Raw genomic sequence first — 13880 nt, forward strand, 5'->3', positions numbered from 1 at the left:
GTTGGAATTCGGCATGGCTACGGACTTGTTCAGCTCACTTTACACGAACATTGATGGAAAGCTGGACCTTTTCCTAAATGAGCGTCTTCAAAATGTGGTCGAGGTTGTGCGCGGGCCGCTGGCACTCGGCCTTGTAATCTATATCGCCCTTTTTGGTTACATGGTGATGCGTGGGATCATCAGCGAGCCTTGGGGCGAGCTGTTCTACCGGATGGTCAAGCTTTGCCTGCTGTATATTGCCGCAACGACGGTCGCCTATTCTGAGTGGATCACCACGCCGCTTTTTCATGGGATGCCGGACGCGATCTCGCAGGCTCTCGCGGGGAAGACGATCGGGACAGCTGGCCAAGCTTTTGACGATTACTACGCCCAAAGCGATGTCATTATAGCGCGCATTGAGACCGAGGCGGCGACTTACAGCGATATCAATCCTTATAAATTGGTACTTTATGCGTTGAGCTTGGGGCTTAAGGCGCTCGCAGGTCTCTCGGCGGCTATCGGCTTCGCAATTACGATATTTGCCAAAGTTGCACTCGCGATCATTATAGCCCTCGGCCCCATTTTCATCGCCCTCGCATTGTTCGAACCGACAAGGCGTTTCTTTCATGGATGGCTTGGCCAAACCATAAATTACATTGTCTTGCTTGCTGTAATCATTGCGGTCACGACCCTGATTACTGATCTCGGAGCCGCTGCAACGGCAGCATCTGAAGGAGTCGTGGATACGGCATTCGGTGCCGTTCTGTTTGCTGCATACATATTTCTTGGCACAATCTTCTTCTTCCAGGCTCCTGCGATTGCCACCGGCATTGCGGGCGGGGCAGCCGCCGGGGTGGGTGCCTTCGCTGGGACCGCATGGGGGACAATGGCATCTCCCTTCCGACAACGCCGCATTGCGCGCAACAGCCGCAATCTGGAGCGCGCCGCTCGTCGGGGCGGCTCCATCGAAACGGCATAGCGAGACATCACCATGACCTTGCCCTGTCCTCAAAAATCGACGTTCACCATCCGCCAGGTTACTTTCTGCCTGATCGGCAGTCTTCCATTGCTTGGCCTCGCGGCATGCGCTTCCGGACCCAAGAAGCTGGCCGTTTGTAACGGGCACCATCTGCGTGACGTGAATATCTATGGGAGCGTTCTGCCCGGATCGCCGGTGCCGGCGACTACAGCGCCGCGCCCTGCGCCGCCCATTCCTCCCTTGTCTCATCCGCAGGTGGGAGATCCACCGCCTCCGCCCGCAGTGCCAGCGCCTCCGGACGACAAGGTTTCCTTTGCGCCAAGGGACATTCGTTATGCGAGTTGCTGACAATGGCGCGGAGGCGGTGCCTGGTTCCGGGCTCAAACGCTATTTCCAGGAAGCGCGAAGCTGGGACCAGGACAGGGTTCGATCGGCATTGCGATCGACACGTATTGCTTGGACCGTGGCGGCACTAACCTCGGTGCTTGCGGCCGCATCCATTTTTGCTGTCGCCGCGCTGGCCCCGCTCAAGACCGTCGTGCCCTATGTCATTCGGGTCAATCAGACGACGGGCGCGGTGGATGTCCAGACAGCGCTGACCCAGCGGCCGATGCGCTATGATGAAGCGGTCACTAAATACTTTCTCGCGCAATATGTACGCACACGCGAAAGCTGGATACCGGCAGCTGCCGAGGAGAATTTCCGCTTCGTGACGATCCTGTCGCAGCCTGCGGAGCAGCAGCGCTGGGCGCGCTTCTTCAGCAACAACAATGCCGCAAGTCCCCAGAACGCCTGGGGGAAGAACGTCGTTGTGCAAGCACGAGTGCGCAACATCGCCTTCATCAATGATCGGGTCGCTAACGTGCGTTTTACGCGGCAGATCCAGACAGAGACGGATACGCAGAGCAGCGATTGGATCGCCACGGTCACATTCGCTTATGCCAATGCCCCAATGGCCGAAGGCGACCGTTATCGGAACCCGCTCGGCTTCCAGGTCGAGAATTACCGCTCCGATCCGGAGGTGGTCCGATGAAAACATTGGTCGCTGCGGCTATCATCGCGTGGGCCTCGCCGTTTGCTGCCCATGCGGTCGAGGTCCCGCGTGGCGCTGCGTCTGACCCGCGCGTCAAGTTCGTCGATTATGCGGAGGCGCAGGTCTATCGCATCGTCGGGACCTTCCGGACAGCAACCCAGATAGTCCTGAGCGAGGACGAGACGATCCAGCACGTCGCGCTGGGCGACACCGTCTCCTGGGAGGTGGCCGTGGCTGGCCACATCCTGTTCCTCAAGCCGCGCGAACGCGCTGGACCGACCAACCTTATCGTCACCACGTCTCGCGGCGGAACCTTAAGAAGCTATGCCTTTGAACTCACTGCTCGCAGCGGTCCGATCACCGGCCGCAACGGCCAGGCCTATTTCCAGGTGCGCTTCCGCTATCCGCGGGACGAGGCGGCGCGGGCCGAACGACTGAGAGCAGCACAGATCGCGATGCAAGCGGCGGCGCTGGAGGCCCAGGCTGTTCGCGGTGCCCTCGATCATGCGGTGATCGAGGGGCCGCGCAACATGAATTACAAGGTCCAGGGCTCGAGCGATTTGCAGCCGTCAGAGGTCTCTGACAATGGCCAATTCACGGTGTTGCGGTTTCCGGCGAACCGGGAAGTTCCTGCCATTTATCTGGTGAGGCCAGACGGGTCCGAAACGCTGGTCCCCTTCGACGTTCGCGACGAATTCGTTGTCGTTCATTTAGTGGCGCGTCAACTGCGCCTGCGCCGGGGCGGCGAGGTGCTGTGCATCTATAACCAGGCGCCAGAACCTTATGGCGTCGATCACGGGACGAATACCGGATCGCCCCACGTCGAGCGCACCATCACCCATCCGCAGGAATGAACCATGGCCGATGAACCGTCCCCTGTTGCGCGCCCGCTGCCCGGTGGCGATCCAATGCCCGAAAGGCACGAAATCCTTCACGAGCGGGGAATCGAACCGATCGGCGGCATGACGTCCGCGCGGCGCAACACCGCGCTGATGTTCGCCGGCACGGCAATGGCCCTGGGCATTCTCTGGGTGAATTCCGGCACGGGCAAGCAGTCCTCGTCTCGTGACCTCACCGCGCCGGCAGGTTCAGCCCGGGAACGACCTGATATCGTCGCTCGGGAAACCGTCGATTATGCCGCGGTCGCGCCTCAACCTCGGTCGCTCGGGGCAGCCGGCGCAGACCCCAATGCGCCGGTGCTCAATCCTGCAGCTGGCGTACCCGGCCCTGACGGCCAAATTGTTCCCGCCATGCAGCCGGGCGCGGCACCGAGCGGGACCAGCGCCCCCCGGCCAACACTTGCCGAGCAGGCGCGGCGGTCCACACTGATTGCCTATGGAGGTCGCGATCTCGGCGCTGGGGCTGGCGCTCCCACAGCTGCAGGGGCTGTGGGCGAAATGCCTGACAACGCTGCCGGGGCGCCAGAGAGCGGCGAGGGAAGGACGCCCAACGCGCTCGATCTCTTGCGGCAAAGTTCGTCGATTGGGGAAGCGCGGGCCTCGATGCTGCCGAACCGCAACTTCCTGATTACAGCGGGCACGTTGATCCCCTGTATCCTGCAAACCGCGATCAATTCCGCGCAGCCCGGTTACACGTCCTGCCTGATCCCGCGGGACGTCTATTCCGAGAATGGCCGGGTCGTACTCATGGAAAAGGGCACGCGCGTTCTCGGCGAATATCGCGGCGGCATCCAGCAAGGGCAAAATCGCCTGTTCGTCCTCTGGACGCGGGCGGTCACGCCCCAGGGCGTGCGGATCGATCTTGCCTCGCCTGGCTCCGATGCGCTCGGCCGAGCCGGGCTTGCCGGCGCGGTCGACAGCTTTTTCTGGGCGCGCTTTGGCGGCGCCCTGCTCCTCTCGCTCGTCGATGATGCCGCTTATATCGCCGGGCAAGCCGCCTCTAGCGGCAATGGCAATTTCAACAATGTGACCCGGGCGCCGAGCGAAGGCGCGGCGATCGCCTTGCAGAACAATATCAATATCCGGCCGGTGCTGAAGAAGAACCAAGGCGAGGAGGTCGGCATCTTCGTCGCCAAGGATTTCAACTTCGCCGACGTCTACAAACTGGAACTGCAGCGGTAAGCCATGCGCGATACCGCCGTCCTCCGTCACTATCTCGCGCCGCTCCTGCCGCTCCTGGAGCCGGATGATGTGACGGAGCTGGTGGTCAATCGACCGGGGGAAGCGGGAATCGAGGATCGCCAAGGGTGGCGTTGGCAGGAGATGCCGGAGCTGGACAGCGACTGGCTGGGGACGCTCGCCGTTGCTGCGGCGAGCTTTACGCACCAGGACATCGATGGTCAGTCCCCGATCTGTTCGACGGTCCTGCCAGGCGGAGAGCGCTGCCAGATCGTCATCCCGTCGGTTACGACTAGCGGTTGTCCTTCCTTCACGATCCGCAAGCCGTCGACCGTGACCCTGCCGATCGACCAACTGGCTGGGGCCGGGCTGTTCCGCGCGACGCGCGCCAGCGCCAAGGGTCTCTCCGATGTCGATGCGCGGTTAGTGGCGCTGCGCGACGCGGGGGACTGGCCAGAATTCTTCAAGGTCGCCGTTCCTGCCCGCAAGAACATTCTGGTCAGTGGCGCCACGGGTTCGGGAAAGACGACCCTCGCGAAAGCGCTCATCCAGCTTATCCCTCCGGAGGAGCGGTTGCTCACCATCGAGGACACCCGAGAACTCGTCGTGCCTCATCGCAACGTCGTCCATATGGTCTATTCGAGCGAAGGGCAGGGCCTGGCCAAGGTTGGCGCCAAGCAGCTGCTCGAGAGCGCGCTGCGCATGCGGCCCGACCGCATCCTGCTGCAGGAGCTGCGTGATGGCACGGCCTTCTTCTATCTGAGGAACGTCAATTCCGGGCATCCCGGATCGATCACGACCGTCCACGCCGGTTCACCCGCCGGCGCGTTTGAACAGCTGACGCTGCTCGTCAAGGAATCGGAAGGCGGCCGCGATCTCGCCCGCGACGATATTCGCGGGCTCCTTCGCATGCTTGTCGACGTCGTTGTGCAGACACGCCGTCACGGCGGGCGGTTTGAGGTCGAAGAGATCTATTTCGAGCCGAGGATGGGCGATGCTGGCGCAGCGTAGTCCATGGGCGATTGGCCTCTGCGCCATTGGCGCAATTCTGCTGTGGGCCCTTATCACCCTGTTCGTTGCCCTGTTCGGACTCGGCCAGATCGGGCATAATATCGATCTCGGCACTCTGCCGGCCTGGCTCTGGTATTATCGCTGGGATCCGCTGCTCGGAGACTGGATCAAGCGGGGCGCGATGGCTGGTGCCGCCGTAGTCGCGCTTCTCGTCCTTACGATCCTGCGGCGAGGCCCATCCCTGCACGGCGGGGCGCGGTTTGCGCGCGAGGGCGAAATCCGACGCGAGGGGCTGCGCGCCCCATCTGGCATTGTCGTTGGACGCAAAGCAGGACGTTTCCTCATTTTCGGCGGGAACGAGCATGTCCTGCTCGAAGCGCCAACGCGCGCGGGCAAGGGGGTCGGTGTTGTCATCCCCAATCTGCTGACCTGGCCGGATTCAGTCGTCGTGCTTGATGTGAAGCGGGAGAATTGGAGTATCAGCGCCGGTTATCGTCAACGTGCCGGTCAATCGGTTTACCTTTTCGATCCGTTGGACCCGGAGGGCCGGACGGCACGGTATAATCCCCTGGCCCATATCCGGAGAGCTGATGACACCGACGTCGTCAACGAGCTTCAGAAAATCGCGGTCATGCTCTTCCCTGCGCCGGAACGGTCGGACCCGTTCTGGGCCGAGGCGGCGCGGGCGGCCTTCATCGGCGTCGGCGCACTCGTTGCGGCCAATCCTGGCATGCCCTTCACGATCGGCGAGATTTATCGACGGCTCACCACTGGGGATCCCAAGAGCGATCTTCCCAAGGCCCTGGAAGAGGCGAGGGGAGCGGGACAGCGGTTAAGTCAGGCATGCGTTTCGGCAATCCAGGATTTCGCTTCGGCTTCGGACAATACCTTTTCGGGGATCAAGCAGACGATCACGGCGCGGCTCAATCTCTGGCTCAACCCTGTGGTCGATGCCGCGACCTCACAGAGCGATTTCGATCTGCGCGAAGTCCGGTCGCGGCGCATGTCGATCTATCTCGGGGTCTCGCCCGACAATATCGACCGGATCGCGCCAGTTTACAGTCTTTTCCTGCAACAGCTGGTCGATCTCAACACGCGCGATTTGCCCGATGCTGCCAGCAATGTCCCAGTCCTGATCCTGCTTGATGAATTCGCAAGGCTCGGGAAGGCCTCGGTCATTGCAGGCGGCTTTTCCTATGTCGCTGGATACGGCTTGCGCCTGCTACCGGTGATCCAGAGCCGGGCGCAGCTGAGGGCCATTTACGGTCCCGATGTTACGGACGAAATTATCGCCAATTGCGGCCTTGAGGTGGTGTTCACACCCAAGGAGCTGAAGGTCGCGAACGAGCTTTCGGAGCGGCTCGGCTTCTTCACGATGAATGTGAAATCGCGCAGCCGAACGATCCATGGGCTGCTGGCCAATCGCAGCATATCGGAATCCGATCAGCGCCGTGCGCTGCTGCTGCCGCAGGAACTGATGCAGATGCCCAAGACCGAACTCTTGTTGCTGCGCGGCGGGATCGCGCCGGTTCGGGGTAGGAAGATCGCCTTTTACCGAATGCAGCGCTTCACAAAGCGCGTGTTGGCGCCGCCCATTCTGCCGTCGCGGCCTATCCCCGCTGCTGAGCCCCCAACCGCTCTGCCGCCAGGTAGGCATCAGGTGGTGTCCCCTAGCAATGACGCGGAGGGACCAACGGCGAAGAGTACGGGCGGGGCCTTGCTGGAGGAAACCAAGATGCGGGAAATGACCGACGGTGAACGGACGGGCGCGATCGAGATTACCGATGACATGCTCGTCCTGGGCGACCTGACCGACTTGCCGCCGCCCGGCGATGAAGGAGCGGCCATCGCTTTTGTGTCGGCGATGATCGAGCGGGCGCTGGTGCAGCCGGCAGAGCCGTCATCTTCATCCCTCATCCAGGAAAGAGCAGATCATGGCCGATGAAAAACCTGTGGCGCCACGTAGTGCGAGCAAGCGTAACAATACGATCGGGCAGGACACGGGAGCCAGGCCGAGGACTGGGGCGCAACCGTCGCCCGCAGCAACCAAGAAGGTGAAGTCGATTGATCCGTCCGTCCTCCAAGCGGCGTCGCCCGGTGACATTCCCGATGCCTTGCGAAAGCGCTATTTCTCCACGACGAGCAAATGGTCGGGCGAGCCCGCATATTTCACGACGGCACAGGCAAAGGAACCGGCGTTCCGCGACCAGGGCAGACGGCTCATCACCTCTAGCGAGAGCGACGAGGTTGTGCGCGATCTCGTTGCCATCGCTCGCCATCGCGGGTGGTCGCACGTCCATGTTACCGGCAGTGAGACGTTCCGAAGGGCGGCTTGGCTCGAAGCTAGTCGCCAAGGTTTGGAGGTGCGGGGATATCGGCCGAGCGAACGGGATTTGCAGGAGCTGGACCGAGTCCGGCGCGATGCTAGTCGCAACAGCATTGCCCCTGCCGTCACGGCGCCGGCGTCGCGCGAACCCGGGCGGAATCGAGGCCAGCCCGATGAGGCGTCTAGACAAACACCGTCCGAACAAAGCCGGGAGAAGAATGCGCGGGCGGCCCAGAGCCAGCTTCGCGTGATCGAGACAGTGGTGCGCGCGGCATTATTCGACAATCCCGATGCCGTTGCCAGGGTGATGAAGGTGGCAAACGACAAGGTGCAAACGCATTTGCAGGCGGGCCGGCAGTTTCAGGCAGCAAAGGTGCGGGACACCTCGGTCCGGGCCGTTGAGCCGTCAGGCCGGAACCGGCGGGAACCCGGCAGGGAACGAGCGCCGCTGCAACGATCTCGAGCCCGTTGATCGAGAGGGATTGAGCCTGACCAGCAAGGCTTTACCATATCGGGCATGGCCTATCGCTATCCGCCCGGCAGCCCGCTGCACCATGAGACCTTGAAGGCCAAGCGGCGCGAGCTGCGTGGCGATTTTCCGGAGCCGCTGACGCTCAGGGTGCATCGCGCGCTGTCGTGGCTGCGCCGTGCCGAGGCCGAGAAGACCGATGAGGATGTGCGCTTCATTCTGCTCTGGATCGGCTTCAACGCTGCCTATGCCGGTGACGTCGAAGCTTCGCGCTCTTCAAGCGCCGCTGAGGGCGAACGGGGCTTATTCCAGACGTTTTTCACGACGCTGGTGAGCTTTGATGGCAAACACCGGATCTACGACATGGTCTGGCAACGCTTCCCTCAGGAAATCCGGGTGCTGCTCGCAAACCGCTATGTCTTCCATCCCTTTTGGCAGTACCACAATGGTGCGCCCGGCTATGCCGACTGGGCTGAAAGGCTCGAGCGGTCGCGGACAGCGATAGGCGCCGCACTGCGCGATCATGACACGGCGAAGATACTCTCGATCCTGTTCGACCGGCTTTATGTACTGCGCAACCAACTGGTGCATGGTGGCTCGACATGGAACAGCGATGTCAATCGCGCCCAGGTCAGGGATGGCGCCGCGCTGCTCGGCTGCTTGCTGCCGATCTTCATCGATCTCATGATGGACAATGCTGGGCATGAATGGCCAATGCCGAACTACCCGGTGGTGGAATAGGGCGTGGCGGAAATCTGGTCCGATCAGGAAATTGATCACATCGTCGCCGACTATTTCGCCATGCTCACCGACGAGCTGGTTGGTCGCGCCTTCAACAAAGCGGCGCGAAACCGCGATCTTCAGGCTGTGATTGACCGCAGCAAGGGCTCGATCGAGTTCAAGCATCAGAATATCAGCGCAGTCTTGCTCGGCCTCGGCCAGCCCTGGATCGAGGGTTACAAGCCGGCCGCCAATTTCCAGAATGCACTGGTCGATGGCGTCCTGCGGTGGTTGGAGGCGCGGCCCGAATGGCTGGCTCCCGACAGGCTCTCACGAGCTGGCCTTAATGTACCGGAAGCGCAAGGATCGCTGCGGATCGGGCCGCCGCCCACGTTGCGCAACGAACCGTCGCCGATCGATCCAGCGTTCATGGCCGCGATCGGCCGCAAATATGATGTCGCCGAGCGCGATGCGCGCAACCGGGCGCTTGGCAAGGCGGGTGAAGAATGCGTGCTGCATCACGAGCGCCGCCATTTATCTGCCGCAGGCCGCGACGATCTCGCGGACAAAGTCCGCTGGACATCTGTGCAGGATGGCGATGGATTTGGCTTCGATATCCGGAGCTTTGAAACGGACGGGCGCGAGAAGCTGATCGAGGTCAAGACCACCAACGGATGGGAGCGCACGCCTTTTCATATCTCTCGCAATGAGCTGTCCGTCGCCGATACAAGGCGCGAGGAATGGTGTCTCATGCGGCTGTGGAATTTCGCCCGGGCGCCGAGCGCCTTCACGCTACGCTCGCCCCTGAGCGATCATGCCCAATTGACGGCGACCAGCTTCCTCGCCGAGCTCAATTGAAAACCGCCGCCACGAAGGGCGATACAAATTGGTCAATCAGGGCAGGGCCGGGAAGTCGGGACGCGCATGGCCTTCGACCAGCGCCCGCAGTCCTGCCGGTTCCAGCACCTCGACCTTGTCGCCCCATTGATAAAGATGCCAGGCCATTTCCAGCCAGCCTGCGGCCTTGAACCGGACAATCAGGCTACCGTCGTCCCGATACTCGGCCGACTGGTTGGGGTGGAATTGGAACTCCGCCGCGCGCGACGCTGCCTCGGGAAGAAACCGCCAGACGATCTCACCATATTGGGCGGGGTCCTGATAAGCGCCGAAGGCCTGCGCCGCATGATCGTTCAAGGAAAACCCGGACTGGATGGGAAAACTCTCATCGAGACATTCAGCGCTGTGAATGCGATCGAGACGAAAATGGCGGAGATTTTCACCTCGATCTGCCTGGCGCGCAACGAGATAGCTACGTAATCCCAGCAACAGCCCATGCGGCTCGACCGTCCGGGTCTCTGCGTCAGTCTCGCCATAGACAATGCGCATCTTGAACGGTCCGCGCAGCGCCTCGATCAGAACGTCGGTGACCTCCGGCTTCATCGCGACCTTTGGACCTGGCCGCGCCACTTGGCCCAAAGCCGATAGCACCGCCTCCGCATCGGCTTCGGAGCGCAGCGCATCTCGCGGCGAGAGGCGCGTGATCAGGCTGTCTCTGAGATCTTCCAAGGCGCGGGCATGGCGGAGCCGGTTCTCATCGCGGGCCGCGCGGGCGGCGATTTCCAAAGCCTCGATGGTGTTTTCCTGGCGCGGTTGCAGTCGCTCGGGGATGGGAGTTTGGATGCGCCAGCGCCGGCGGCGATCGTCATCTTCTACGACAACGACATTCGCGAAATTATCCTCCAGCGCACTTGTCATGCGCTGCGCTGTGCGGTGCGAAATGCCGAATTCCTGAGAGATTTCCTCAAGACTGATTCCCAAACGCCGCGAGGCGGCGAGCTGGGCGAGGCGCAGAAGATCGTTGGCCTTGGCGAAAGTCATTATACGTCCATGTCAGAGATTGACACCCTTGCATGCTAAGGAACAGGGTAAAGCCTGTCGAGGTGATTCCCTCGTGGGCGGCGTTGGGCAATCAAGGGGGCCAAGTGAGGACGATCGGGAACACCATCCTGTTTTCAGCGACGGACCTGATGCGCTTCGTTGGCTGCGCGCATGCGACAGCGCTCGACCTTGCCTATATGCGCGGCGAGCCGCTCACCCCCCGGGAAGATACCGCGGATGCCGCGCTGCTTCAGAAACAGGGCGATGCCCATGAGGCCGCTCATTTGGAGAAGCTGAAGGACGCGGGCCAGGGCGTAGTCGAGATCGCGCGCGGCGACCTTGCGCAGAACGCGGACGAGACGCGAGCGGCCCTGGCACAAGGCTCGCAGATCATCTTTCAAGGGGCTTTTCTCGCCGAGCGTTGGGGGGGCTGGTCCGATTTTCTCGAGCGGGTCGAGCGACCATCGTTGCTGGGGCCATTCAGCTACGAAGTGACCGACACCAAGCTCAAGTGCAAAGCCCATCCCAAGCATGTGCTGCAGCTCGTGCTCTATTCCGACCTTTTGGCGGAGATCCAGGGCGTGATGCCGGTGCACGCACATGTGCAGCTAGGCGATGGGACGCGCGCGACGCTGCGCTTGGCCGACTATGCCTATTATGCGCGCGATGCGCGGGCAAAGCTCGAGGCATTTGTCGCTTCCCCTGTGCCGACGCGGCCGATCCCTTGCGCGGATTGTTCGCTGTGCCGGTGGGCCAATCATTGCGACTCTGTCCTTACCAGCCAGGACAGCTTGTTCCAGGTCGCCAATATTACACGCGGCCAAGTGAAGAAGTTGGAGGCGTCCGGCATCGAAACTATGGCCGCGCTCGCCCGGCATGACGGCCCGGTGCGCGGCGTTGCGAGTGCGACGGCGGAGAAACTTGTCGGCCAGGCAAGATTGCAGCACGCGCGCAAAACCGGCGAACCCGCCTTCGAGTTGCGCCCGGCACAGCCAGGCAAAGGTTTTGACCTGCTCCCTCGGCCGCAGGCGGGCGATCTCTTCTACGATATCGAGGGTGACCCCCATTATGAGGGAGGTCTTGAATATCTACACGGCGTGTGGGCCGATGATAGCTTCCATGCCTTCTGGGCTCATGACCATGCCGCCGAAGCGCAAGCGCTCGAACGGCTGCTTGCCTTTTTTCGCGATCGCCTCACGGCTTATCCGGAGGCCCGCATCTATCATTATGCGCCGTATGAGATCACGGCGCTGCGGCGTCTCACCACGCGCTATGGCATCGGAGAGGCCTTCCTCGACCGGCTCATGCGCGAACGCCGCTTTGTCGACCTCTATGCGGTCGTGCGCGGCGCGCTGATTGCTTCCGAACCGAGCTACTCCATCAAGGCACTGGAGGCCTTTTACGGCTTGAAGCGCGAGGGCGAGGTCAAGACGGCGGGCGGGTCGGTCGTTGCTTATGAAAATTGGCGCGAGACGGGCGATCAACAAATACTCGACGAAATCGAGGACTATAATCGGATCGACTGCCAGTCGACCCAGCTTCTGCGCGATTGGCTAGTGGGCATCCGACCCGATGGTCCGTGGCCCGTGCTTGCGCAGGACGCGGCCGAGCAGGAGTCCGTCGAGGACGAGGAAACGACGGCGCTGCGCAATCGCCTGGCCGCATCCTCTCTGTCACCAGCACGTCAGGAACTGCTGTTCAATCTGGGGCTGTTCCACAAGCGTGAAGCCAAGCCTGCTCAATGGACGGTTTTCGACAGCGCGGCGCGCGATGAGGAAGAGCTTGTCGACGATCTCGACGCCCTTGCGGGACTCGAGGCGATATCCGGGATCGAACCCATCAAGCGCTCGGTGATGCGTACTTATCGCTTTCCGTCTCAGGAAACCAAATTGCGTGAAGGCGGCAAGGCCACTGTGCCCGGGATTGACGGGCCGCCGTCAACCGTCGCGATTGAGGCGCTGGATCGCGATGCGTGCACGATCACCCTGAAGGTCGGCGTGGCAAGGGCCGAACTCCTCACCGATCGGCTGACCCTGCATCCGGATTGGCCGCTCGATACCAAGGTGTTGGCCGCAGCGGTGCGCGACGTCATCGAGGATCAATGCGGGCCGCGGCGCTTGTCTGCCGTTGATGATCTGCTGTCGGGCGCCGCCCCGCGCCTGAACGGCATCGACGGCGATATCCTCTGCGGCGGGGAACCGGTGGCGGGCGCCATGGCCGCTGCGCAAGCCATGGACCAGACATTGCTCCCGATCCAAGGACCGCCGGGAACGGGAAAGACGCACGTCACGGCCCGGGTGATCCTGGCGCTGGTTAAGGCGGGACACCGGGTGGCTGTGGCGTCGAACAGCCATGAAGCGATCCGCAATGTCCTGCTCGGCTGCCTGCGTGCTAGCGAGGAAGAAGGTGGCACCTTTCCCGTGTCGTTTGCCCACAAGGTTTCCGGAGGCGATGATGGCTATGCCAGCGATTGTCCCGTTCACCGCGCCACGGCCAATGACGACTTGATCCTCTCCCGCGCCAATGTGGTCGGCGGCACGGCCTTCTTCTTCGCGCGCGATGAGAATGTGCAGGGCTTCGATTGGTTGTTTGTCGATGAGGCGGGACAAGTGGGCCTCGCCAACATGGTCGCCATGGGTCGTGCCGCGCGCAATATCGTGCTGGTCGGCGACCCGCGCCAGTTGCCTCAGGTCATCCAGGGCGCGCATCCTGCGCCGGCCAACCTGTCATGCCTGGAGTGGATGCTGGGCGAGCATGCCACCGTCCCTCCCGATCGGGGCATATTCCTTGCCGAGACCCGGCGGATGCATCCCGCGGTCTGTGACTTCATTTCAGACCAGGTCTATGAGGGGCGGCTAGCCAGCCATAGCGATACCGAGCGCCAGAGCGTTACCGGAACGGCCTGGCCCACGGCCGGCGCGTTCTGGGTGCCGGTCGTCCATGACGGCAACGCCCAGATCGCCGCCGAGGAGGTTGCCGCGATCGGTGCTGCGGTCAAAGATTTGCTGAAGGGTAGTTGGACCGACAAGAACGGCGCCATGCGCCCTGTCGGCCCCAGCGACATCATCGTCGTCGCCCCTTATAATGCACAGGTCAACGCGCTGCGGGCAGGGCTGCCGAGCAGCATCCGCGTCGGCACGGTCGACAAGTTCCAGGGCCAGGAAGCCCCTATATGCCTGGTCTCCATGACGGCTTCCTCGGCCGATGAGACCGCCCGCGGCATGGAGTTTCTCTTCTCGCTCAACCGCATCAATGTCGCGGTTTCACGCGCCAAAGCGCTCGCGCTCGTTTTTGGCAGCGACCGCCTGCGCGAAGCCAACTGCAGCAGCATCGAGCAGATGCGGCTCGTCAACACGCTCTGTGCGCTTCCGCCGCGTTCTGCGCCCCACAATACGGGATCTTGATCC

General features: G+C 62.2%; 11 protein-coding genes. 10 read left to right on the forward strand and 1 reads right to left on the reverse strand.

Going from position 1 to position 13880, the window contains the following annotated elements; genetic code table 11:
- The first annotated feature begins 13 nt into the window (after positions 1-13).
- The 9 genes from NUH86_RS24345 (at position 14) to NUH86_RS24385 (ending at position 9453) form a co-directional block, all read left to right on the forward strand.
- The gene (locus NUH86_RS24345) at positions 14-958 is read left to right on the forward strand and encodes a type IV secretion system protein (RefSeq protein ID WP_267253302.1); all 945 of its coding nucleotides are present in this window, start codon (positions 14-16) and stop codon (positions 956-958) included.
- Between the two features lie 334 nt (positions 959-1292).
- Positions 1293-1991, forward strand: coding sequence for a virB8 family protein (locus NUH86_RS24350; protein ID WP_267253303.1), 699 nt, complete (start codon positions 1293-1295; stop codon positions 1989-1991).
- Positions 1988-2845 carry a P-type conjugative transfer protein VirB9 gene (gene virB9, locus NUH86_RS24355; RefSeq protein WP_267253304.1) on the forward strand — a complete coding sequence of 286 codons (858 nt, stop codon included), beginning with the start codon at positions 1988-1990 and terminating at the stop codon, positions 2843-2845. Before NUH86_RS24350 ends, virB9 begins: the two co-directional genes overlap by 4 nt.
- Before the next feature lie 3 nt (positions 2846-2848).
- On the forward strand, positions 2849-4072 hold the full coding sequence (gene virB10 / locus NUH86_RS24360; protein ID WP_267253305.1) for a type IV secretion system protein VirB10: 1224 nt from the start codon (positions 2849-2851) through the stop codon (positions 4070-4072).
- Between the two features lie 3 nt (positions 4073-4075).
- Positions 4076-5080: a P-type DNA transfer ATPase VirB11 gene (virB11, locus tag NUH86_RS24365; protein WP_267253306.1), complete on the forward strand. Its 1005-nt coding sequence runs from the start codon at positions 4076-4078 to the stop codon at positions 5078-5080.
- Complete coding sequence (locus NUH86_RS24370) at positions 5064-7025, forward strand: type IV secretory system conjugative DNA transfer family protein (RefSeq protein WP_267253307.1); 1962 nt, start codon at positions 5064-5066, stop codon at positions 7023-7025. The genes virB11 and NUH86_RS24370 overlap by 17 nt, the downstream gene beginning before the upstream one ends.
- Positions 7015-7878: an LPD7 domain-containing protein gene (locus tag NUH86_RS24375; protein ID WP_267253308.1), complete on the forward strand. Its 864-nt coding sequence runs from the start codon at positions 7015-7017 to the stop codon at positions 7876-7878. Before NUH86_RS24370 ends, NUH86_RS24375 begins: the two co-directional genes overlap by 11 nt.
- A 45-nt stretch (positions 7879-7923) precedes the next feature.
- On the forward strand, positions 7924-8616 hold the full coding sequence (locus NUH86_RS24380; RefSeq protein WP_267253309.1) for a HEPN domain-containing protein: 693 nt from the start codon (positions 7924-7926) through the stop codon (positions 8614-8616).
- Positions 8617-8619: 3 nt separating this feature from the next.
- The gene (locus NUH86_RS24385; RefSeq protein ID WP_267253310.1) at positions 8620-9453 is read left to right on the forward strand and encodes a DUF3883 domain-containing protein; all 834 of its coding nucleotides are present in this window, start codon (positions 8620-8622) and stop codon (positions 9451-9453) included.
- A 36-nt stretch (positions 9454-9489) separates the two neighbouring features.
- Here the strand turns inward: NUH86_RS24385 and NUH86_RS24390 are convergent, their stop codons facing one another.
- Positions 9490-10473, reverse strand: a complete 984-nt coding sequence (locus tag NUH86_RS24390; RefSeq protein ID WP_267253212.1) for a helix-turn-helix transcriptional regulator — start codon at positions 10471-10473, stop codon at positions 9490-9492.
- Positions 10474-10577: 104 nt separating this feature from the next.
- Between NUH86_RS24390 and NUH86_RS24395 the strand changes: the two genes are divergently transcribed.
- Entirely contained in the window at positions 10578-13877 is a 3300-nt protein-coding gene (locus NUH86_RS24395; protein ID WP_267253213.1) for a TM0106 family RecB-like putative nuclease, read from the forward strand.
- Positions 13878-13880 lie beyond the last annotated feature (3 nt).

Source organism: Sphingobium sp. JS3065, assembly GCF_026427355.1.
In the GTDB taxonomy this organism is placed as follows: Bacteria; Pseudomonadota; Alphaproteobacteria; order Sphingomonadales; family Sphingomonadaceae; genus Sphingobium.